General features: G+C 64.7%; 18 protein-coding genes. 3 read left to right on the plus strand and 15 right to left on the minus strand.

Annotated elements, in window-relative coordinates:
• Positions 1–39: 39 nt before the first annotated feature.
• The 3 genes from L879_RS0119060 to L879_RS0119070 form a co-directional block, all read right to left on the minus strand.
• The gene (locus L879_RS0119060; RefSeq protein ID WP_035460247.1) at positions 40–1077 is read right to left on the minus strand and encodes a Fe(3+) ABC transporter substrate-binding protein; all 1038 of its coding nucleotides are present in this window, start codon (positions 1075–1077) and stop codon (positions 40–42) included.
• Positions 1078–1226: 149 nt separating this feature from the next.
• On the minus strand, positions 1227–1889 hold the full coding sequence (locus L879_RS0119065; protein ID WP_027317486.1) for a Crp/Fnr family transcriptional regulator: 663 nt from the start codon (positions 1887–1889) through the stop codon (positions 1227–1229).
• Between the two features lie 143 nt (positions 1890–2032).
• Positions 2033–2260: a hypothetical protein gene (locus L879_RS0119070; RefSeq protein ID WP_027317487.1), complete on the minus strand. Its 228-nt coding sequence runs from the start codon at positions 2258–2260 to the stop codon at positions 2033–2035.
• Positions 2261–2402: 142 nt separating this feature from the next.
• On the opposite strand from L879_RS0119070, the gene L879_RS0119075 reads away from it, so the two are divergent.
• On the plus strand, positions 2403–3197 hold the full coding sequence (locus tag L879_RS0119075; protein ID WP_051435448.1) for a pentapeptide repeat-containing protein: 795 nt from the start codon (positions 2403–2405) through the stop codon (positions 3195–3197).
• Between the two features lie 159 nt (positions 3198–3356).
• Here L879_RS0119075 and L879_RS23025 read toward each other — a convergent pair whose 3' ends face one another.
• A complete protein-coding gene (locus tag L879_RS23025; RefSeq protein ID WP_051435449.1) occupies positions 3357–3968 on the minus strand; it encodes a Spy/CpxP family protein refolding chaperone in 612 nt (203 codons plus the stop codon).
• A gap of 235 nt (positions 3969–4203) precedes the next feature.
• Positions 4204–6744 (minus strand): arylsulfatase, encoded by a 2541-nt coding sequence (locus L879_RS0119085; RefSeq protein ID WP_027317489.1) that lies wholly within the window; start codon positions 6742–6744, stop codon positions 4204–4206.
• A gap of 752 nt (positions 6745–7496) precedes the next feature.
• Here L879_RS0119085 and L879_RS0119090 point away from each other — a divergent pair.
• Entirely contained in the window at positions 7497–8267 is a 771-nt protein-coding gene (locus tag L879_RS0119090; protein ID WP_027317490.1) for an outer membrane protein, read from the plus strand.
• A 451-nt stretch (positions 8268–8718) separates the two neighbouring features.
• Here the strand turns inward: L879_RS0119090 and L879_RS0119095 are convergent, their stop codons facing one another.
• The 10 genes from L879_RS0119095 to cobA form a co-directional block, all read right to left on the minus strand.
• Positions 8719–9951: a phenylacetate--CoA ligase family protein gene (locus L879_RS0119095; RefSeq protein ID WP_027317491.1), complete on the minus strand. Its 1233-nt coding sequence runs from the start codon at positions 9949–9951 to the stop codon at positions 8719–8721.
• A gap of 99 nt (positions 9952–10050) precedes the next feature.
• Positions 10051–10440 (minus strand): DUF805 domain-containing protein, encoded by a 390-nt coding sequence (locus tag L879_RS0119100; RefSeq protein WP_027317492.1) that lies wholly within the window; start codon positions 10438–10440, stop codon positions 10051–10053.
• A gap of 104 nt (positions 10441–10544) precedes the next feature.
• On the minus strand, positions 10545–11393 hold the full coding sequence (locus L879_RS0119105) for an ABC transporter ATP-binding protein (RefSeq protein ID WP_027317493.1): 849 nt from the start codon (positions 11391–11393) through the stop codon (positions 10545–10547).
• Between the two features lie 60 nt (positions 11394–11453).
• Entirely contained in the window at positions 11454–12776 is a 1323-nt protein-coding gene (locus tag L879_RS0119110; RefSeq protein WP_027317494.1) for an ABC transporter substrate-binding protein, read from the minus strand.
• Between the two features lie 78 nt (positions 12777–12854).
• Positions 12855–13940: a branched-chain amino acid ABC transporter permease gene (locus tag L879_RS0119115; protein ID WP_027317495.1), complete on the minus strand. Its 1086-nt coding sequence runs from the start codon at positions 13938–13940 to the stop codon at positions 12855–12857.
• A 12-nt stretch (positions 13941–13952) separates the two neighbouring features.
• Positions 13953–14909 carry a branched-chain amino acid ABC transporter permease gene (locus tag L879_RS0119120; protein ID WP_027317496.1) on the minus strand — a complete coding sequence of 319 codons (957 nt, stop codon included), beginning with the start codon at positions 14907–14909 and terminating at the stop codon, positions 13953–13955.
• A gap of 10 nt (positions 14910–14919) precedes the next feature.
• Entirely contained in the window at positions 14920–15720 is an 801-nt protein-coding gene (locus tag L879_RS0119125) for an ABC transporter ATP-binding protein (RefSeq protein ID WP_027317497.1), read from the minus strand.
• Positions 15717–17696: an AMP-dependent synthetase/ligase gene (locus tag L879_RS0119130; RefSeq protein ID WP_027317498.1), complete on the minus strand. Its 1980-nt coding sequence runs from the start codon at positions 17694–17696 to the stop codon at positions 15717–15719. The genes L879_RS0119125 and L879_RS0119130 overlap by 4 nt, the downstream gene beginning before the upstream one ends.
• A 253-nt stretch (positions 17697–17949) precedes the next feature.
• Positions 17950–19272, minus strand: coding sequence for a cobyrinic acid a,c-diamide synthase CobB (locus L879_RS0119135; protein ID WP_027317499.1), 1323 nt, complete (start codon positions 19270–19272; stop codon positions 17950–17952).
• Positions 19269–20063 carry a uroporphyrinogen-III C-methyltransferase gene (gene cobA, locus L879_RS0119140; protein ID WP_027317500.1) on the minus strand — a complete coding sequence of 265 codons (795 nt, stop codon included), beginning with the start codon at positions 20061–20063 and terminating at the stop codon, positions 19269–19271. The genes L879_RS0119135 and cobA overlap by 4 nt, the downstream gene beginning before the upstream one ends.
• A 71-nt stretch (positions 20064–20134) precedes the next feature.
• Here cobA and L879_RS0119145 point away from each other — a divergent pair, with 71 nt between their 5' ends.
• Positions 20135–21238, plus strand: coding sequence for a cobalt-precorrin-5B (C(1))-methyltransferase (locus L879_RS0119145; protein WP_027317501.1), 1104 nt, complete (start codon positions 20135–20137; stop codon positions 21236–21238).
• Positions 21239–21248 lie beyond the last annotated feature (10 nt).

The following is a 21248-nucleotide window of genomic DNA, read 5'->3' on the forward strand; positions in this document are numbered from 1 at the left end:
GGAAGAGGAGAGGGCGGCTTTCAAGGCCGCCCCCCTGTCTTATTGGTCGAAGCCCACCTTGTCGACCAGCTCGCTGGCCTTCTTGCGGAGCTTGGCGATCTCGGCGATCGGCACATTGTCGGGCTTGAGCTCGCCGAAGGAGGCGATGGTCGGGTGGACCTTGATGCCCGCCTTCACCGGATATTCGGAATTGGCTTCGGCGTGAATCCGCTGGGACTCGTCGGACACCATGTATTCCATGAACTTGATGGCATTCGCCTTGTTCGGCGCGTATTTCGCCAGCGCGAGGCCGGAGACGTTCACATGGGTGCCGCCGCCTTCGAAGGTCGGCAGGATCACGTTGATGGCCTCACCCCACTTCTTCTGCTCCTCGTCCTTGCCGTTGAGCATGAGCGAGACATAGTAGGTGTTGCCGACGGCGATGTCGCAGACTCCGGCCAGGATGTCCTTGGCCTGCTCGCGGTCGCCGCCCGACGGCTTCTTGGCGAGGTTCGCCTTCAGGCCCCTGAGCCATTCCTCGGCCTTCGCCTCGCCCTTGTGGGCGATCATCGCCGCGATCAGGCTGATGTTGTAGAGGTGCTGGCCGGAGCGGATGCAGACCTTGCCCTTCCATTTGGGATCGGCAAGCTCCTCGTAGGTGATCTTGTCCTGCTTGACCCGGTCCTTCGAGGCATAAACCACGCGGCCGCGCAGGGCGATGCCGAACCAGTGCCCCTCCGGATCGCGATAGGCCGCCGGAATGACCTTCTCAAGCGCTTCGGACTTCACGGGCTGCGTGACGCCATAATCCTTCGCGGCCTGAAGGCGGCCGATATCGACGGTGATGATCAGGTCCGCCGGGCTGTTCTGGCCCTCGGTGCGGATGCGCTCCTCGAGGCCGTTGCTGATGAAGATCGTGTTGACCTTGATGCCGGTCTCTTTGGTGAACTCGTCGAGAACGGGCTTGATCAGGCCCGGTTCGCGGGTGGTGTAGATATTCAGCGCCTCCTCGGCCGAGGCGGAGAGGCCCGATCCTGCCAGGGCGCCAAGAGCGGCCGCTCCGAACAGCAGGCCGCGCGCAAACGAAATGTTCGCCATCGTGAGTTCCTTCAGCAACATCATCGGGAGGCATCGCGCCATGTCCCGTTAGGGCCGCAAGAACCACGTTCGGAAACGATGGTCAACGAAAAATCGTGTTATTTCAATAAGTTAGAAGAAGTCTAAACTGCGTGTTCCTTACACAAATTCTAAGCTGTGGCCGCTTTCTGAACCGTCTCGGCCTGGGGAACCGCGGCACGCAGGCGGGCGATCTCCTCTTCCATCCTCTCCATGTTCTGGAACAGCCGCTCGCTGGTCAGGCGCAGGAAGTAGAAGCCGAATTGCGGGTTCTGGAAGTAGAGCTGCCGGACCTCGTCATAGGAAATGCTGAGCACCTCGCCGTCGTCGAGGCATTCCAGGGTCTGGGTGCGGGTGTTGCTGGGCGACATGAAACCCATCTCGCCGACGACCTGTCCCTGCACGAGATCGATTCCGATCTCCTTCAGGCGGAAACGGCCCGAGATGGTGAAGAACATGCAGTCCGCCACATCGCCCTTCGCGAAGAGCACTTCCCCGGCCTTCGTCTTGCGGCGGGTCATGAAGGGCTTGAGCCATTCCATCGAAAGATCGCTCTTGGAGGCGGTCTTCACGCGCTTGATCAGGCCCAGCATCTGATAAAGCCGCACGCTGTTGAGCGGCAGCAGGATCAGGTTGACGACCAGGCTCGGGTAATTGTGGTTGAAGGAGGAGAAGATCAGCGAACAGATGTTCGCGCCGATCCCGATGCAGCGCAGCGGGATGATGGTCTTCATCGCGCTGCCCGTGATGGCAAGGGCCGCCCCGAGCCAGCCGATTGCATCAACCCATGTCATGGAATGTCATCCGCGTTCGTCTTTACCGGTCTGTCATATACCACCGGGATCGGAACCGGCGCCAGCATCGGATGGGCGCCTGACCGGGAGCATTGGAGAGGGGCGCTCTCGGCGGCCCCTCCACAGGAGGAGGGATGGCGCGGTCAGGGACGCGGAGACGCAGCCCGGCTGGGGACGCTCAAGCCCCGGCGCTGTGGTTGTGCCTCGGCCTTTCCGCTTGCCGCGTTGCGGCGAGGCGCATCGCCGGCGATGGAGGGGGGAGGAGGCACGGGATCCCGCGGCAGAACGCCGACGGGTTCCATCGATGCGATGCAGCCGCTCAGGACCAGTCCGCTCAGCAGAATGATGGGAACCGTTACTTTGATGCGCATGTCTTGCTCCACATGAATCGCAAGGGAAGCTAGACCATACTTAAGGGAAGTCGAGTCTTGCGCGGAACACGGGAATTGTGCGGCGGGTCTCCTTCGGAAAGCCTTGAAGACTAGTTTATTCAAAGTAGCTTGAGAGGGGCATATGAAGGAGCGTTTACGCGTGCGGGTTCTGAAATCATGGCCGTCGACGATGCTGGGCCGTCCGGTCACAGGGGCCTTTCTGGTTTTTCTCGCCGCTGCGGGCGTCGCCGAGGCCCGTTGCCAGGATGCGCCGGGACCCGGCGCCGATTGGTCCGGCTGCTCGAAGGCGCGCCTTGTCCTGACCAACGAGGATCTGACGGGCACCAATTTCCGGCGTTCGCTTTTGACCTTGAGCGACTTCGCCTCATCGAAGATGGCGGGCGCGAACCTGAGCGAAACGGAAGTCAGCCGGACCCGCTTCGAGGGGGCCGACCTGTCGCGGGCGAATTTCACCAAGGCGCTCGGCTGGCGGGCCAATTTCGCCCAGGCCAATCTCACGGGCGCCGATTTCGGCTCCGCCGACATGAACCGCGCCAATTTCGCGCAGGTGAAGGCGGCAGGGGCGAACTTCGGCAAGTCCGAACTGAACCGGTCGGATTTCAGCGGGGCGGATCTCACGGGGGCCGACCTGTCCAAGGCGGAACTCGCCCGGGTGCTGTTCCAGAGCACGAAGGTGGTCGGGGTCGATTTCAGCTATTCCAACCTTTCGCGCGCCCACATGGAAGGTCTCGACCTCAGGGGCGTGAATTTTACGGGCTCGTATCTCTTCCTGACCCAGCTCGACGGTGCGGATCTGAGCGCGGCCACAGGGTTGACTCAGGCTCAGATCGAAATCGCCTGCGGCACGGAGCAAACAAGGCTTCCTGCCGGTCTCACCGCCCCCAAAGCCTGGCCCTGCAAGGAAGAGGAGGATTGAGCCCGTCCCTGCGTCGAGGCCAGGCATCCGTTGCCCGAGCCAGGACGATTTGCGCTGACCGGCAGCTTAGAGCCGATTTCAGTGACGTGGAATCGGCTCTCGTTTTTGTCACGCCGCATTCTTGAACGGCGAACCGGATCCCCTTCGCCGAAAAATGCTCTAGCGGCTATCCTGGTCATCGTCGTCATCATCGAGCCAGCCCGGCATCATGGGGCCGCGCGGGCCCATCATGCCCCGGCCCATCATCCCGCGGCCGCCCATGCTAACGAGCACCTGAAGCCGTCGCTTCTGGGCCTCATCGAGGGCCGCATAGAGCGGGGCCGCAGCGTCGGCGAGCTTTCGCAGGCCGTCCGCTCCCTGGCTCATGTTGTCGGCCATGCTGCGAAGCAGGCCGACCGGGTCGCTTGCCATCGTCCCTCTGTTTTCGCGCATCGCCTGCATGTGCGAGAGGTGCAGGCGGGCGAGATTGCGCAGCGCCTCCTCCACGGGAGGCCATAGCTTTTCCTGCTCGGCCGAGAGTTTCAGCCCGGCCTTCAGCGCCGCGATATGAGCGTCTGCGAAGGCGTTCAGGTCCTCGGACGAGAATCTGCCCATCATGCCCCGGCCATGCATCATGCCGCCCATCATTCCTTGGCCCGGCATCATCGATCCCATCGGCATTGGGGATCCGGATTGGGCAGGAGGGGTGCGGGGTTGGGCGGGCGCCGCGGGCTGCGCCAGCGCCGGAGCGGAGAAAGACATCAGAACGGCGATGAGAATGGGCATCTTCATGGCGGGTTCTCCTTGTTGGGCCCCTCATACCTCAGAGTGGACAATGAGCGGGTCCGTTTGCGGTTTCATGGAGGGGCGGCAGAACACGCCATGCGGGCCGCCCGAACCTTCATTGCAAACCCACCAGACGAAGCCTGTCTTGATTTCCCTCAAAGAGGGTGCAGGGGACAATGGAGCCGATCTCCATCGTCCCGAGACAGGCGACGTTCGGCTTTGCCGCCATCGGCGCGTCAGGCTAATGAGGCCCAGCCTGGACTCGCGTCAGCGGCGAGCCATCCACCGCGGTGGCCTGCGCATTCTCGAGTTTCCTGACGTCGTCAGGCGACAGGGTCGGCCGGTCCAGCTTGATCGTGAGCCTGTTCAGCTTGGCGGTCAGCGGGAAGGGCGGCTTGTAATCCGCATCGTTCACGCCGGTGAGCGTGTCCGAGCCGATGTCGAAGGCCTCGTCCCATTGCAGGATCATCGGCAGCGTCTGCGGCAACGCGATCGTCTGCACATCCTTTCCATCCACCTTGAGCGTGCCGGTGCCGGAGCGGCCGACACCGCTCATGTTGTTGAAGGCAAGGGTGCCGGGGCCGAGGCCGTCGTACTTGAAGGCGAATTCCACAATGTGCTTGCCGGGCGCGAGGGCGTCAGGACCCTCCCATTTGACGCGCTTCAAATCGATCAGATTCCACAGGAAAACCGGCTTGCCCTTGAGCAGGTAGAAGCCGTAGCCGGCAAAGCGCCCGCCCGAGGTCAGAATCATGCCTTCGGCTCCTCCCGGCGGCACCTCGATGTCGGCGGTAATCGTGTAGGATGTGTTCAGCAGCAACGGCGAGTCGCCCTGCGGCAACCCGGTCATCGGCTGAGTGTAGACGAACTCGGAGCGCCCCGCCGTGATGTTCGGGCGCGGCGCAACGATGCGCGCGGCGACCGAGGCATCCATCGGGAACACCTGGCGCTTCTGTGCCTCCGCGACGAACATCCGTTTCAACTCCTCCACCTTCTGCGGGTTCTTGTCCGCCACGTCGGTGGTCTGGTTGAAGTCGGTGCGCAGGTCGTAGAGCTGGAGCACCTGGTTGTTCAGCGGATCGGTATTGGCCGCGCCGAACGCCTCCCACGGGGCCCGGTTGACCTTGGTGCTCAGGAACCAGCCGTCGTGATAGAGCGCCCATTGCCCGAACATCTCGAAATATTGCGTCGTGTGCTGCGACGGCGCTTTGGCGTTCGCGGCATCGAAGGTGTAGGCGAAGCTCGTGCCTTCGATCGGCGCCTGCCTGATGCCGTCGACCGTATCCGGCGCCGCGATGCCGGCGGCTTCGAGGATCGTGGGCATGACGTCGACGACATGCACGAACTGTTCGCGCAAGGCTCCTTTGTCCTTGATGCGCGCAGGCCAGGAGACGGCCATGTTCTGATTGATGCCGCCGAGCTGCGAGGCGTTCTGCTTGAACCATGAGAACGGCGTGTCGAAGGCCCAGGACCACCCGGCGGACATATGGTTGTAGGTCTGCTCGGTGCCCCAGACGTCGTAGAACTTCATCTGGACATCGACGGGCAGCTCGTTGAGGCCGTTGAAGAACGCCACCTCGTTCGGTGTGCCCATCGGCCCGCCCTCGGCGCTGGTGCCGTTGTCGCCGTTGATATAGATGATCAGCGTGTTGTCGCGCTGGCCGATGTCGTCGAAGGCCTGGATCACGCGCCCGATCTCGTGGTCGCTATAGGCCGCGTAGGCCGCGAAGATCTCAGCCTGACGGATGAACAGCTTCTTCTCATCGGCGGAGAGCGAGTCCCATTCCTTCAGCACGTCCTTGGGCCAGGGCGGCAGCTTGGCATCCTGGGGGATCACGCCGAGCCGCTTCTGGTTCTCGAAGATGCGCTCCCGCAGCTTGTTCCAGCCCTCGTCGAAGAGGTGCATGTCGCCGATCTTCTTGATCCACTCCGCCGTCGGATGATGCGGCGCGTGCGTGGCGCCGGGCGCGTACTTGACGAAGATCGGCTTGCCCGGCTGGATCTGGTGCATCCGGTTGACATAATCGACGGCATCGTCGGCCATGGCGGTGACCAGGTTCCAGCTCCCTGCCGGCTTGCCTTCGAAGGGATAGATCTGCGTCGTGTTGCGGAAGAGGTTCGGTTGCCACTGGTTGGCGTCGCCGCCGATGAAGCCGAAGAAATACTCGAAGCCCATGCCGCCCGGCCATTGGTCGAAGGGCCCGGCCTGGCTCGCTGCGAAGGCGGGCACGTTGTGATCCTTGCCGAACCATGAGGTGGCGTAGCCATTGTCCTTCAGAATGCGACCGACGGTGGTTTTGTCCTTGGTGATGATGCTGTTGTAGCCGGGAAAGCCCGTGGACTGCTCGGAGATGACCCCGAAGCCCGCCGAGTGGTGATTGCGCCCGGTCAGGAGCGCGGCCCGGGTCGGGGAGCACAAGGCCGTGGAGAACATGCGGTTGTAACGCAGGCCTTCGTTGGCGACGCGATCGAGCGCGGGCGTCGGGATGACACCGCCGAAGGTGCTGGGCACGCCGAAGCCGGCATCGTCGGTGATGATCAAGAGGACGTTGGGCGCGCCCTGCGGGGGTACGATGCGCGGCGCCCACCAGGGCTTCGACTGCAAGGCATTGTCCTGGATCACGCCGCCGAAAGCCGGGTCCGGAGCGGGGAGCTGCCGTCCGTCGATCGTGGTGGTGGCATCCGGTGCGCCGGGCGTGCCGGTGACCTGCTGGGCCTGGACCACGGAAATCGCCAGGAGACTGGCGGCGGCCAGAGACAGGGTGACTGATGTCGATTTCATGTCCGCGATCCTTGGGCGAGGGGCGAAGAGGAACTCAGAACAGGCAGGCCGGACATGCCTCTGCGGTGTCCGCCCGGGCATGCTGGGGCGCCATCTCAATCTGCCTGCCCGGGAGGGACATTTCTTGACAGAATTGGCCAGGACTCCTCGTCCTATCCGAAAGGGTCGCGATCCTATCCCGATGGTCCGACCGTCGGCCCGGGGCCAGGGGCTGCCGGATCGCCGTCTCCCGCAAAGGACGCCATTCGCCATGACGGCCGTCCATGCCGTTCGGACGCGCGGGCTTCTAGAAGGGTTACGCCATGTCCCGCGCATGGTGCTTGAGGGAGACCTGCAAGGACGTTCACGGAGACGCCGACTCCGGGCGATCTGTCGCGAGGCCGGTCAACTTTCTGAAAATGCGGCCCTTTTCCGCGCCGCTCCATGCCCTACTTGAGGATATCGGCATCGGTCGTTCCAGAAAAAAACCCCGCCCAGGGGCAGGGTTTGAGTGATCTCCTCGCCTTCGGTTGTCAAGCCGAAAACAAGGGTATTAAGGCACATGAAGTAGACAAGGTCAACTTAACTTAATAGTATTTTAAGTAATATTTTTTCCGATTACTCGGACTATATTCTTGTTGCCAAAAGTAGTAATACCTTTTTGCCTCTTGAATACATACAGTTTTGGTGAGTGTTGCTTCTTTGCAATAGATTTTCTCGCGAAAGTTGACGTAAGTTTCTACCGTGAGTCCTCACGCAAAGGGGTTACGGTTATGAGAAATTGCGTTCTTCGCCTCTTGTCAGGGGTTGCCGGTCTTACGCTCGCTGCAGCCGCAGTCTCCGCGGCAGACCTCGCCCGGCCGGCTCCTCCCCCGGTCATTGCGGCGCCCCCGATCTTCACCTGGACCGGCTTCTATGGCGGTATCAATCTCGGTTGGGGCTGGCGCGACAGCAATCGGGAAACGGTTGTCCTGGGCGGCGCCGTTCCCGGGACGCTGTACTTCCCGGATAACGGTGACGGCGGTTTCACCGGCGGCGCCCAGATCGGCTACAACTACCAGATGGGCTCCTTCGTGATCGGTGTCGAGACCGATATTCAATGGGCCGATACCAACTCGGATGAAACGGTAGCGTTCATTCCGGCCGGGGCGCCCGGCACCTTCGTGCCGGGTGAGTTCAGCAACGACTTCTCGGACTGGTTCGGCACGCTGCGTGCCCGCGCTGGCGTGGCCTTCGACCGCGTGTTGATCTACGCCACCGGCGGTCTCGCCTATTCGGATAACAACACCGGCTGGGTGGCCGGTGGCGGCGTCGAATGGGCCCTGCCCGTGAACTGGTTCGGTTCCTCAGCGGTCACGTTCGGCGTCGAGGGACTCTGGCTCAGCTTCAACAACGACAATAACAACAACTTCAATGGATTCGTCGGCACCTTCACGCCTGCCGGCGGAGCTCCCATTGCTGTGGTTGCCCCTGCCGTGGGGAACGACGACAACGACTTCTTCGTCGCCCGCGCCAAGCTGAACTTCAAGTTTGGCACGTACTGACCGTCCGAAGTCTCGACGATCGGAGGCCCGGGGGTTCCCTCCGGGCCTTTTGCATGACGGGCTCCAAAAGAGAAAGGCCGCGACCGTCCTTGGAAAGGATCTGTGGTCGCGGCCCCGGCCCGTGTTTGCCCCCACGGGAAGCTATGCCCTAGACCCTGAAAACGTGACCTCAATGAGGCGCTGTCCGGGTCAAAAAATATTTCAAAAACTTTGGAACCAACGGGACTCAAGAGCGTTTATAAGCATCTCCGGTCATTTTGCCCCTACGGCCGGACACCTTAGAGCACCTGCGAAGGTGCTCTTTCTTTTTGAAAACGTTCGACTTTTCCGAACTTCTCGAATCACTGGCAGGCTTGAGCTTATGAAGGGCGAGTCCCGGGTTCAAGCGCTTAAGTTTGATGGAACTTTGTATCCGCGCAAAGCTGCATTGCTGAAATGAAAGCGATGCGCCTCAATTATATTGACGCTCGTCTGCAATGACCCTGCCGTCGTTCGGCAGGTGGCCAGGCGGTACGAGCGAGACCGATCCCTTCAGCTTTGTGACGCCTTGAAGGGTCGCGCCGATGGCGGCGACGAGATCTTCGCTCGGTGCCGCCGTTTCAGCGGCCAGCGTCATGACATCCGTTTCGCCCTCACGGGTGACGACGAGGCGCAGGCGGCCCAGTTCGGGGTGGCGGCGGCCGATCTCCGCGATCTGTTCCGGCCTGACGAACATGCCCTTGATCTTCGTGGCCTGATCGGCCCGGCCCATCCAGCCCTTGATGCGCATGTTCGTGCGCCCGCAGGGGCTTTGGGCTGCCATCGCGGCGGTCAGATCGCCGAGCGCGAGCCGGATGAAGGGACGGTGCGGATCGAGCGTCGTCACCACGATCTCGCCGACCTCGCCCTCCGGAACCGGGTCGCCGGTGCCGGGGCGGACGATTTCGACGATGATGTCCTCGTTCACGACCAGGCCCTCGCGGGCGGGGGTCTCGTAGGCGATGAAGCCGAGATCGGCCGTGGCATAGGCCTGATAGGCCTCGATTCCCTTCGCCGAGAATTCCTCCTGCAGGGATTTCGGGAAGGCTGCGCCCGATACGAGCGCCCGCCGGATGGAGGACAGGTCGCGCCCTGCCGTTGCCGCGCCGTCGAGGAGGATCTTGAGGAAATCCGGCGTGCCGCAATAGGCGGCCGGGCGGTAGGCCTCGATCAGCTCGAGCTGCTGTTCCGTATTGCCGGGCCCGGCGGGAATGACCGCGCAGCCGAGCGCCCGCGCGCCGGAATCCATGATGAAGCCGCCCGGCGTCAGGTGATAGCTGAAGGTGTTGAGCACCACGTCGCCGCGCCGGAACCCGGCCGCGAACAGCCCGCGCGCCGACCGCCAGGGGTCGGAAGTGGTGGCCTCCGGCTCGAAGATGGGGCCGGGCGAAGTGAAGAGGCGTCCGAACGAGCCCGATGCTCCGGCGACGAAGCCGCCGAAGGGGAGGGCCGCTTTCTGCAAAGCCGGCAATTCGGATTTGCGCAGCACGGGCAAAGCGGCAAGGGCCTCGCGGCTGGTGATGCCGGCGAGGTCGATGTCCTTCAATCGCTCCGCATAGGCGGGAGCCTTGGCCGCCTGTTGCAGGATCTCCGGCAGGCGCGCGAAGAGCGCGGCTTCCCGCTCCGCAGGATCGCGGGTTTCAAGAGTATCGTAGTGATCGGCCAAGGCCCGTCTCCGTTCGAATGCGGTCGCTCATCGAAAGTCCGCCTCCGGACGGAGCCGGCGGCGGGCTGAACAGGATGGGCCGGGCGCTGGCGGGACAGCTCAGGCGCGGGCCGCGTGCGTGTCCGGGAGCGAGGCTTGCAGAGGGTCGGGGCCGAACTGGTTCGGGCCGACGGTGCCCCGCTGGCAGAAGAACACGATGAGGATGATGGCCCCGATCAAAGGGATGAAGCCGATCAGAAGCCACCAGCCCGATTTCTCCAGGTCGTGCAGGCGGCGGACGCCGGCGGAAATGCTGGGGACGAGAAGAGCCAGCGTGGCGACGAGGTAGAAGACCGGCGTTTCGTCGAAGAGCACGGCATCCAGAATGCTCGTGGCAATGTTCGCGATCACGATAAACAGAAAGAAGTACCAATATTCCGAACGCTGCGCGCGCCCTGAAAAATTGGCGTAGTTGTTGAGACAGGTTCTGACGGCTTGTCCGAAATTCATGGAAGACCCCCCGGAAGATGCAGCGTGAGTCTATTTTCCTCACGGCATCCGACCGTAAGAACGGATATGACGTTGCGTCAAGTGCGGTTCGGCACATGGCGTCCTCAGGCAAGCCAGCGCTTGCGGCGCTTGTAGCTCTTCACCGCGCGAAAGGACTTGCGGTCGCCTTCCGAGACGCCGAGGTAGAATTCTTTCACGTCCTCGTTCTCGCGCAGCATCCGGGCGGGACCGTCCATCACCACGCGGCCGGTTTCCAGAATGTAGCCGTAGGTGGCGTATTTCAGCGCCATGTTGCTGTTCTGCTCGGCGAGCAGGAAGGACACGCCCTCCGTCGCATTGAGCTTGCGCACGATCTCGAAGATCTCCTCCACGATCTGCGGGGCGAGACCCATGGAGGGCTCGTCGAGCAGGATCATGGATGGCTTCGACATCATGGCGCGGCCGATGGCGCACATCTGCTGCTCGCCGCCGGACGTGTAGCCCGCCATGGAGCTGCGGCGCTGCTTCAGGCGCGGGAAGTATTCGTAGATTGCCTCCAGGTCCCGCTTGATGGCGGCGTTGCCGTCGCAGCGCGTGAAGGCGCCGGTGAGCAGGTTCTCCTCGATGGTGAGATGGCCGAAGCAGTGCCGGCCTTCCAGCACCTGGATGCAGCCGCGGCGCACCAGTTCGTTGGGCGAGAGCCTGTCGACCCGCTCGCCGTTGAACTCGATCGAGCCCTTCGTCACCTCGCCGCGTTCGGCGTGCAGCAGGTTGGAGATGGCTTTCAGGGTCGTCGTCTTGCCCGCGCCGTTCGCGCCGAGCAGCGCCACGATGCCGCCCTTGGGCACGCTCAGCGACACGCCTTTCAGCACGAGGATCACATGGTCGTAGACCACCTCGATGTTGTTGACGGTCAGGACGGCTTCGGCATTCTGCGGCTGGCCTTGTGGCTGTATTTGTGCAGCACTCGACATCGACGGTCCTTCCTCGATTTCCCTCCCCGCAAGGGGGAGGGAAGACGTGGTGCGTTTGAACTAGCTCGCCTTGTCGCAAGCCTCGGTCCGCTTGGGCCAGCCGGCGTTCTTCTCGGCATAGTCCTTCGCGGCGGCGTCGAGCTGCGCCTTGACGCGGTCCGTCATGGGCTCGATGGGAGCGGAGATCTTCACCCATTTCGTGCCGTCCCATTCCTGCATGAAGGCGGCGCGATGGCCGTTGTGGTCATTGCAGGAGAGGGCGAGCTGGTCGGTGAAGCCTTCGAGGCCGAGCTCCTTCAGGCGCGCGGGATCGAGCTTGATGTTCTCGAGGCCGCGGCGCACGTCCTCGCCCGTCACGACCTTCTTGCCCGTGATCTTCTGGGCCTGGGCGATGCCCTCGGCGATCAGGAGAGAGTTGTAGATGCCGCGGTTGTAAAGCAGCTCGCCGACCTTGTCCTTCGGGGCCTTCGACAAGCCCTTGTCGACCACATGCTTCTGGATGTCCTGAATCGCCGGGAAATTCGTCCCCACCGCATGCCAGTTGAGCATCTTGAAGCCCTTGGCGCCTGCGCCGCCCGCACGGGCGTCGTCCTCGCCAGGCCACCAGATGGAGTAGAACTTGTCCATGGGATAGCCCGAGCGCACGGCTTCCTTCACGGCGGCGCCGTTCATGGAGCCCCAGCCCCACATGATCATGTAATCGGGACGGTCGCGGCGCACGCTGAGCCATTGCGAGGACTGGTTCTGCATGTCCTGCGCGGCCACCGGATAGAGTGCGACCTCGAAGCCGATATCCTTCGCCATCTCCTGGAGCAGCGGGATCGGCTCCTTGCCGAAGGCGGCGTCGAGGTGGATGAAGCCGATCTTCTTGCCCTTCAGCTTGTCGAGCCCGCCCTCCTTCTCGCCGATATACTTGACGATCATCGACATGCCGTCCCAGTAGGTGGCCGGCGGGTTGAACACCCAGGGGAAGATGTCGCCGCGGGCCGAGGCGGAGAGGCCATAGGCCATGGACAGGATCGGGATCTTATCCACGGAGGCCCGCGGGATGAGCGGAAGCGTGATGCCCGTCGACCAGGGGTTGACCACGACCGGGTTCTTGCCCTTAACCGACTCGTAGCACTCGACGCCCTTCTTGGTGTCGTAGCCGGTCTCGCACTCCTCGAGCACGAGTTTCACCCCGCCGATGCCGCCGTCGCGCTCGTTCAGCATGCGCAGGTAATCGTGCATGCCGTCGGCGATATGGGTGCCCGAGCCCGCGAAGGGGCCGGTGCGGTAGGTGAAGAGGGGCACATAGACCGAGTCCTGCGCCAGGGCGGGCAGGGCGGTGCCGGCGAGCAGGGTCGCTGCGGCGAATCCTAGACCAAGTTTGCGAAACGACATGGCTGCGTTTCCTCCCGTTGCATCGGCTGAAGGGCCGAATTTGTGTTTCCCGTCTTGCGTCTCCTTGTGGGCCCGCCGTCAGTAGGGGAACGGCCAGACCAGGAGCTTCTGTTTGCCGATCTGCCAGAGCCGCGCGAGGCCGTGCGGTTCGACGATCAGGAAGAAGATGATGAGCGCGCCAACGATCATGAAGCGAAGATGCTCGATGACGTCGGCGCCCACCGAGATGCCGAAGGGCTCGAAGAGAGCGGGCAGGACGATGCCGAGGACGATCGGCAGGATGAAGATGAGCGCCGCGCCGAAGAACGAGCCGATGAGGCTGCCCAGGCCTCCGATGATCACCATGAACAGGATGAAGAAGGACTGGTTGATGTTGAACACGTCGTATTCCGCGCCGCCGTACCAGAGGAACACGAGGAGCGCGCCCGCCACGCCGCAGTAATAGGACGAAACCGCGAAGGCCAGGAGCTTGGTCTGGAGCGGGCGGATGCCCATGAGTTCCGCCGCCAGATCCATGTCGCGGATCGCGATCCACATGCGGCCGATGCGGCCATGGACCAGGTTCGAGGCGATCAGGGTGAGCACGATCACGATGGTGAGCACCACGAGGTATCGCGTCTGCGGCGTGGCGGTGGCGCCGACGATCGGGATGCCGAAGAGGGTGCGCAGGGGCGCATCGAGCGCGCCCGAGACGTTGTAGTTCACGAGCCACGGAATGCGGATGAAGCACCATTGCAGGAAGAACTGGGCCGCAAGCGTCGCGACGGCCAGATAGAAGCCCTTGATGCGCAAGGAGGGCAGGCCGAAGAGCGCGCCGATGGCCGCCGAGAAGAAGCCGGAGACGAAGATCCAGACGATGACGTTCACCTCCGGAAAGGCCGTCATCAGCTTGTAGCAGGCATAGGCCCCCACGCCCATGAAGGCACCGGTGCCGAGCGACAGGAGGCCCGTATAGCCGGTGAGGATGTTGAGCCCGATGGAGGCGAGCGAGAAGACCAGGAACGGGATCATCACCGCCTGGAGCAGGAAGCTGTTGCCGATGAAGGCGAGCGCATAGGCGGCCAGGACGATGAGCCCGATCCCGATCCTGTCCTCGCGCAGGGGGAAGATCGCGCTGTCCGCGACGTAGTTGGTCTTGAACTGGCCGGCCTCGCGGTAGAACACTTCGATGCCCCCTTAAATCCGTTCGATGATCTTTTCGCCGAACAGCCCTTGCGGCCTGTAGAGCAGGAAGACGAGGGCGATCGCATAGGCGAGCCACGTCTCGATTCCGCCGCCGACGAGCGGTCCCCAGTAGAATTCGCCGACCTTCTCGCCGACGCCGATGATGAGCCCGCCGATGATCGCGCCGGGAATGGAGGTAAAGCCGCCGAGGATCAGGACGGGGAGCGCCTTCAGGGCGATGATCTGGAGCGAGAAGGACACGCCCGAGCGCGCGCCCCACATGATGCCGGCCACCAGCGCCACGATGCCGGCCGCGAACCACACGATCACCCAGATCTGGTTGAGCGAGATGCCCACCGAGAGGGCAGCCTTGTGGCTGTCCGCCACGGCGCGCAGCGCCCGGCCGATGCGGGTCTTGGAGAAGAACACCGCGAGCAGGCCGATCATGATCGAGGCGATCACGGCGGCGGCGATGTCGAGATGCTGAAGGCGGATGGAGCCGCCGAGCGCGTCGATTTCCGTCGTGCCCTGCGGCAGGAGCAGCTGGCCCGTGATCATCTCCCGCGGATTGCCGCCGAAGATCAGCTCGCCGAAGCCGATGAGGAAATAGGTCAGCCCGAAGGTGGCCATGAAGAGGATGATGTCGGGCTGGTTCACGAGGGGGCGCAGCACCACCCGCTCCACCACCAGGGCGAGCACGAGCATCGAGACGGCGGCCAGGATCAGCGCCAGGAAGGCGGGCACGCCCTTCTCGTAGAGCCCGACCAGGATCAGGGCCGAGAACACGACCATGATCCCTTGCGCGAAATTGAACACGCCGGAGGCCTTGAAGATGAGGACGAAGCCCAGCGCGATCAGTGCATAGAGCACGCCGGAGACGAGCCCCTCCCAGAGGGTCTGGACGAGCAGGTCCGGGGCCTCGCCCATGAAGAGGAAGGGTTCGATGAAGACCTTGTAGAGAATGTCCATCGCCTTTTCCTCAATGCGCCACGCCGAGATAGGCGTCGATCACGCGCTGGTTGCGCTTCACCTCGTCGGGCGTGCCGTCCGCGATCTTGCGCCCGTATTCCAGCACCACCACCCGGTCGGAGAGGTCCATCACCACGCCCATGTCGTGCTCGATGAGGGCGATGGTAGTGCCGTATTGCTGGTTCACTTCGAGAATGAAGCGCGACATGTCCTCCTTCTCTTCCAGGTTCATACCGGCCATGGGTTCATCGAGGAGCAGAAGCTCGGGTTCCATGGCGAGCGCCCGCCCAAGCTCCACCCGCTTCTGCAATCCGTAGGGAAGCCGCCCCACGGGCACCTTGCGGATGTGCTGGATCTCGAGGAAGTCGATGATCTCCTCAACGAAGCGGCGATGCTCCACCTCTTCCCGCATGGCCGGGCCGTGGCGGAAGAGCTGCCAGAAGAAACTCGATGTCATCCTGATCGAGCGCCCCGCCATGATGTTGTCGAGCGTGGACATGCTCTTGAACAGCGCCACGTTCTGGAACGTGCGGGCGATGCCGCCGCGCGCCGCCTCGTAGGGGCGCATCTTGGGGCGCTTCACGCCCTTGAAGGTGATGCGGCCCTCCGTGGGATAGTAGAAGCCGTTGATGCAGTTGAGCATCGAGGTCTTGCCCGCGCCGTTCGGGCCGATGATGGCGCGGATCTCGCTCTTGCGGATGTCGAAGGAGACGTCGGTCAGCGCCTTCACGCCGCCGAAGCCCAGCGACACGTTCTCGACCGCGAGCAGCACGTCGCCTTTCGAGAGAACGGGATGATCGGGCGCTCTCATTCGGCGGCCTCCGGTATGAGAGTGGTCTTTTCGACGGGATGAAGCGTCATGTCCCGGATCTTCACGCGCGCCGAGATCACGCCCTTGCGTCCGTCCTCGAAGGTGACCTCGGTGGAAATGTCGGCCTCGGTCGAGCCGTCGTAGAGCGCCTGGATCAGCGGCGCGTAGCGCTCCGCGATAAAGCCGCGGCGCACCTTCTGGGTGCGGGTCAGCTCGCCGTCGTCGGCGTCGAGCTCCTTGTGCAGGATCAGGAAGCGCTTGATCTGCGCGCCGCCCATGCGCGGTTCCGAGGCAAGCGAGCGGTTCACCTCGTCCACATGCTTCTCGATCATGTCGTAGACGCGTGGATGGCCTGCGAGCTCCTGATAGGAGGCGTAGGTCACGCCGTTGCGCTCGGCCCAGTTGCTCACCGCCACGAGGTCGATGTTGATGAAGGCCGCGACGTGATCCCGGCCGTCCCCGAAGCAGACCGCTTCCTTGATGTTGGGATAGAACTTGAGCTTGTTCTCCACGTATTTCGGCGGGAAGAGCGCGCCGTCCCGCATCTTGCCCACATCCTTGGCGCGGTCGATGATCTTGAGGTGGCCGTTTGCGTCGAAGAAGCCCGCATCGCCCGAATGCACGAAGCCGTCGGGCGTCTTCGTCTCGGCGGTCTTCTCGTCGTCCTTGTAGTAACCGATGAACACGCCGGGCGTCCGGTAAAGTACCTCGCCATTGTCGGCGATGCGGATCTCCACCTGCGGAGCCGGGCGGCCCACGGTGTCGGCGCGGATCTCCCCGTCCGGCTGCATGGTGATGTAGACGGAGGCTTCCGTCTGCCCGTAGAGCTGCTTCAGGTTCACGCCGATGGAGCGGTAGAAGCGGAAGATCTCGGGGCCGATGGCCTCGCCCGCCGTGTAGCCGACCTTCACGCGGGTCATGCCGAAGCGGTTGCGCAAGGGGGCATAGACGAGCACGTTGCCGATCTGCCAAAGCAGGCGGTCCCATGCGCTCACGCCCGGCTCCCGGTTCAGGATCTTCTCGCCGACCTTGTTGGCGTGCCTGATGAAGGCGTGGAACATGCGCCGCTTGAGGGCGCCCGCATCCTCGATGCGCACCATGGTCAGAGTCAGCATGCTCTCGAAGATGCGCGGCGGCGCGAATACGTATGTCGCGCCGATCTCGCGCCGGTCGTCCGCCACGGTTTCCGGGTTCTCGGGGCAGTTCACGCATAGCCCTGCGAGGAAGGCCTGCGCATAGGAGAAGATGTGATCGCCGACCCAGGCGATGGGCAGATAGGCCATGATCTCGTCGGTCTCGTCGAGCTTGTCGAACTCGCAGCCGATCCGCGCCGCCGCGATCACCGCGTCGGCGGTGAGCATCACGCCCTTCGGGCGGCCCGTGGTGCCGGAGGTGTAGAGAATGATGGCGAGATCCGAGCCTTTCCCCTCTTCGAGCGCGCGCTCGATGCTCGCGGCTTCCTGCGGATCGGCGAGGCGCGCGCGGCCCTCCTCGACGACGGATTCGATGGAATGCAGGCGGCTGTGGTCGTAGTCCCTCAGGCCCTTCTGCTCGTCGTAGAGAATATGTTCGAGCTGCGGCAGCTGGTCGGCGACCGCGAGCAGCTTGTCGACCTGCTCCTGGTCCTGCACGGCCGCATGGGTCACTTCGGCATGGGCCAGCACATAGGCCATCTCCTCGGCGACGGAATCCGCATAGACCGGGATCGGGACCGCGCCGAGCCACTGGGCCGCGGCGATGCTCCAGTAGAGATAGGGGCGGTTATAGCCGATGATGGCGATCTTGCCGCCACGCTTCAGGCCGAGCGCTTTCAGGCCGCTGGCATAGGAGCGCACGATCTCGTGCACCTCGCCCCAGGTCCAGGATTGCCAGATGCCGAGATCCTTGTGCCGGAACGCGGTGCGCTTCGTCCGGATCCGCGCATTCCGCACAAGCAGTTTCGGGAATGTGTCCGCGCGCGCATCTGCTGCCGTCATCGAAGACGTCAACCTCCCTGGCACCCGCGCGTCTGACGGCGCGGTCTGGCTTCGTTCCCTCTCGCGCGCGGCTTTTCGACCGTCTGCGCGCTTCGCCGGTCTGGTCCGGCGCTACCCTTTGCGGGCTTGATTGAGAGGCATTCTGGGGCGTCCCATCGACGACGGCAAGGGACCGGCACCCGATACCATGGGCTAAGCTACGATAGGCTAATGGGCGACGGCTGCCCTGCGGCGGCGCGCGATGCGCGCGGCCTCACCTGCGCGCGATGGCGTGAAAGAAGCTGCCCGTCACAAGGCCGCGGCGATGGCCGGCCACGCCGAGGTCGTTGCCCTCCGCGTCCGCGATCGCGGCGAAGGCGCAATCCCGGCCCGCGTCGCTTCGCGTGACCGAGGCGTAGTGGAACTCATGGCCGACGAGGCGTTCGCCTGCCTTGCCCATGGCCCCGTCGTGCAGCAGATGCGCGACCCTGTAGCCGAGATGCATCTTCCGCTTCGCATAGCTCGTCTCGACCGGCAGCAGGCCGGCCATGGCGTGCACGCGGCCGTCGCCGTCTTCCAGCGACTGGCCCAGCACCATGTAGCCGCCGCATTCCCCGTGAACCGGGCGGCTTTCGGCGAAGAGGCGCAGCCCTTCCAGGAAGCGCCGCGCCTCGGCGATCCGCCCGGCATGGAGTTCCGGATAGCCGCCCGGCAGCCAGCACACGTCGCAATCCGCAGGCGGCGGCTCGTCGGCGAGGGGCGAGAACGGCACGGTCTCAGCGCCCGCCCTGCGCCAGCCCTCCAGCACATGCGGATAGACGAAGGAGAATGCCCGGTCGGAGGCGAGCGCGATGCGCTGGCCCGGCGGAGGCAGGGGCAGCGCGCTTGCGGCCCGGTCGAGCTGCGTCGGGCAGGCGAGCGCCACGAGGCCGTCGAGGTCGATTGCGGCTTCCACCGCATCGGCCAGCCGCTCCAGCCGCGCATCGAGTTCCTCGGTCTCGCCGGCCTGGACGAGGCCGAGATGGCGTTCGGGCAGAGTCAGCTCCGCGTTGCGCGTGAGAGCGCCGAGCACGGGCAGGCCGATCCGCGCCATGCCGTCCTCCACCAGCCTGCGGTGACGCTCGCTCGCGACCTTGTTCAGCACCACGCCCGCCACCGCGATCCGGGGGTCGAAGCGGGCGCAGCCGAGCGCGACGGCGGCGGCCGATTGCGCGTGGCCCGACACGTCGAGCACGAGGATCACCGGCCAGCCGAAGAGGGCGGCGATGTCAGCGCTCGCTCCCGTGCGGCCGGTTTCCTGGCGGATGCCGTCGAAGAGGCCCATCGAGCCTTCCGCGAGGATCAGATCCGCATCCCGCGCCGCTTCGGAGACGATGGCCCCGAGCATGGGCTTCTCCATGGCGAAGCTGTCGAGGTTGAAGCTCGGAGCGCCGGTGGCGGCGGCGTGGAAGGCCGGATCGATGTAGTCCGGCCCGCATTTCACGCCGCGCACGCGCACGCCCCTGCGGGCGAGGGCCCGCTGCAGGCCGAGCACGATGGTCGTCTTGCCCGAGCCGGATCGGGGCGCGGCGATGAGCAGGCCGGGCTTTGCGCTCACTGGGCGGCCTCGCTCGCGAATTCCAGCAGGTGGTTCGCGATGGCCGAGCGGAACGCGGCGATCGCGCCGATGGCGACGATGGCGGGGGAGCGGATGAGGCCGTCCTCGGCGAGCTTGGGCAGGGAGGCGAGGGTTCCCTCCACCACATTTTCCTTGGCGGTCGTGGCGCCGTGAACCGCGAGCGCGGGCGTGTCGCCCGACAGCCCCCCCTCCATGAGCCCCTGCACGATGGAGGGCAGGCTCGAGACCGCCATGTAGAGCACGATGGGCGCTCCGGTGCGGGCGAGCGAGGCCCATTCGAGCTGCGCATCGGGCGCCGGATGGCCGGTGGCCAGGATGACCGCGTGGTTCGTCTTGCGCACGGTCGCGGGCACGCCGTGAATGGCGAGCGAGGCCAGCCCGCTCGACACGCCGGGAATGATGCGGAAGGGAATGTCCGCCTCCGACAGGGCCAGCGCCTCCTCGCCCCCGCGCCCGAAGATGAATGGGTCGCCGCCCTTGAGGCGCAGCACCCGCTTGCCCTGGCGGGCGAGCTGGATCAGCCGCTCGCAGATGTCCCGCTGGGCCGCCGACGGACGGCCGCCGCGCTTGCCGGCGAATTCCAGCTCCGCGCTCTCGCGGGCGAAGGACAGCACGGCGGGGTCCACCAGCGCGTCGTAGACGATGACGTCCGCCGCCGCGAGGGCATTGAGCGCATGGATCGTGAGCAGGCCGGGATCGCCCGGACCCGCGCCGACGAGCCACACCGTGCCGGGCGCGAAGGGCGGCGAAAGGCGGGAGAGGGCGGTCATGCGGGCCTCCGGGCATGACCTGCCGGATCGAGATGGCTATGGGAATTCATGGGGACGTTGTAAGAGGGCCTATGGACGAGAGCAAACCCGCCGGAACGTTGCGCCGTGGCTGGACCACGGGCGCCTGCGCCACGGCGGCGGCCAAGGCGGCGTATTGGGGCTGGCAGACCGGGGATTTCCCCGATCCCGTCGAGATCGTGCTGCCGGGCGGGGCGCGGCCCGCCTTCGCCCTCGCTCTTGCGGAAACCGTCGAGGGCGGCGCGCAGGTCGGAATCGTCAAGGATGCGGGCGACGATCCGGACGTGACCCATGGCGCGCTGGTGATCGCGCGGGTCCGCGCCGGGCAACCCGGCTCGGGCGTCACCTTCCGGGCGGGCGAGGGCGTAGGCGTCGTCACCCGCGCCGGGCTGCCCCTGCCGCCGGGCGAGCCCGCCATCAATCCGGCGCCGCGCCAGATGATCCGCGACAACCTGGAGGCGGCGGCGCGCAGCCTCGGCGGGCCCACGGACATCGAGGTCGAAATCTCCATTCCCGGCGGCGAGAGCCTCGCGCAGAAGACCCTCAACCCGCGTCTCGGCATCCTGGGCGGCCTGTCGATCCTCGGCACCACGGGCGTGGTGGTTCCCTATTCCTGCGCGGCCTGGATCCACAGCATCTATCGCGGCATCGACGTGGCCCGCGCCGGGGGGCTCGACCATGTGGCGGGAGCCACGGGCTCCACCTCCGAGAAGGCCGTGCAGGCCCTGCACGATCTGCCGGAGCAGGCCCTCATCGACATGGGCGACTTCGCCGGAGGCATGCTGAAATACCTGCGCCGCAACCCGGTGCCCAAGGTCACCGTCGCAGGCGGCTTCGCCAAGATGACCAAGCTCGGACAGGGCCTGCTCGATCTTCATTCGCGCTCCGGCGCGGTCGATCCCGACTGGCTCGCCGAGCGCCTGGCCGAAGCCGGGGCCGGGCCCTCCGCCGTCGAGGAGGCGAGACGCGCCAACACGGCGCTCGAAGTGCTGGAAGCTGCCAGGAGCCTCGGCCTGCCGCTCGGCGACGTGGTGGCGCAGCACGCGTGGCGCACGGCCGCCAAGGCCCTGCGCGGAACGGCCATCGCGCTCGAGATCGCGGTGTTCGACCGCAACGGCGCGCTCGTCGGCCGCGTGCCGTTCCATCCCGTGTCCTGACGCCGCCCGT

It is taken from the genome of Microvirga flocculans ATCC BAA-817, assembly GCF_000518665.1.
Taxonomy (GTDB): Bacteria; Pseudomonadota; Alphaproteobacteria; order Rhizobiales; family Beijerinckiaceae; genus Microvirga; species Microvirga flocculans.

Bases quoted from the DNA above. Each gene is read 5' to 3' on its own strand.
- L879_RS0119060 (WP_035460247.1), bottom strand. From the start codon at position 1,077: ATGGCGAACATTTCGTTTGCGCGCGGCCTGCTGTTCGGAGCGGCCGCT.
- L879_RS0119065 (WP_027317486.1), bottom strand. From the start codon at position 1,889: ATGACATGGGTTGATGCAATCGGCTGGCTCGGGGCGGCCCTTGCCATC.
- L879_RS0119070 (WP_027317487.1), bottom strand. From the start codon at position 2,260: ATGCGCATCAAAGTAACGGTTCCCATCATTCTGCTGAGCGGACTGGTC.
- L879_RS0119075 (WP_051435448.1), top strand. From the start codon at position 2,403: ATGAAGGAGCGTTTACGCGTGCGGGTTCTGAAATCATGGCCGTCGACG.
- L879_RS23025 (WP_051435449.1), bottom strand. From the start codon at position 3,968: ATGAAGATGCCCATTCTCATCGCCGTTCTGATGTCTTTCTCCGCTCCG.
- L879_RS0119085 (WP_027317489.1), bottom strand. From the start codon at position 6,744: ATGAAATCGACATCAGTCACCCTGTCTCTGGCCGCCGCCAGTCTCCTG.
- L879_RS0119090 (WP_027317490.1), top strand. From the start codon at position 7,497: ATGAGAAATTGCGTTCTTCGCCTCTTGTCAGGGGTTGCCGGTCTTACG.
- L879_RS0119100 (WP_027317492.1), bottom strand. From the start codon at position 10,440: ATGAATTTCGGACAAGCCGTCAGAACCTGTCTCAACAACTACGCCAAT.
- L879_RS0119105 (WP_027317493.1), bottom strand. From the start codon at position 11,393: ATGTCGAGTGCTGCACAAATACAGCCACAAGGCCAGCCGCAGAATGCC.
- L879_RS0119110 (WP_027317494.1), bottom strand. From the start codon at position 12,776: ATGTCGTTTCGCAAACTTGGTCTAGGATTCGCCGCAGCGACCCTGCTC.
- L879_RS0119120 (WP_027317496.1), bottom strand. From the start codon at position 14,909: ATGGACATTCTCTACAAGGTCTTCATCGAACCCTTCCTCTTCATGGGC.
- L879_RS0119125 (WP_027317497.1), bottom strand. From the start codon at position 15,720: ATGAGAGCGCCCGATCATCCCGTTCTCTCGAAAGGCGACGTGCTGCTC.
- L879_RS0119130 (WP_027317498.1), bottom strand. From the start codon at position 17,696: ATGACGGCAGCAGATGCGCGCGCGGACACATTCCCGAAACTGCTTGTG.
- cobA (WP_027317500.1), bottom strand. From the start codon at position 20,063: ATGACCGCCCTCTCCCGCCTTTCGCCGCCCTTCGCGCCCGGCACGGTG.
- L879_RS0119145 (WP_027317501.1), top strand. From the start codon at position 20,135: ATGGACGAGAGCAAACCCGCCGGAACGTTGCGCCGTGGCTGGACCACG.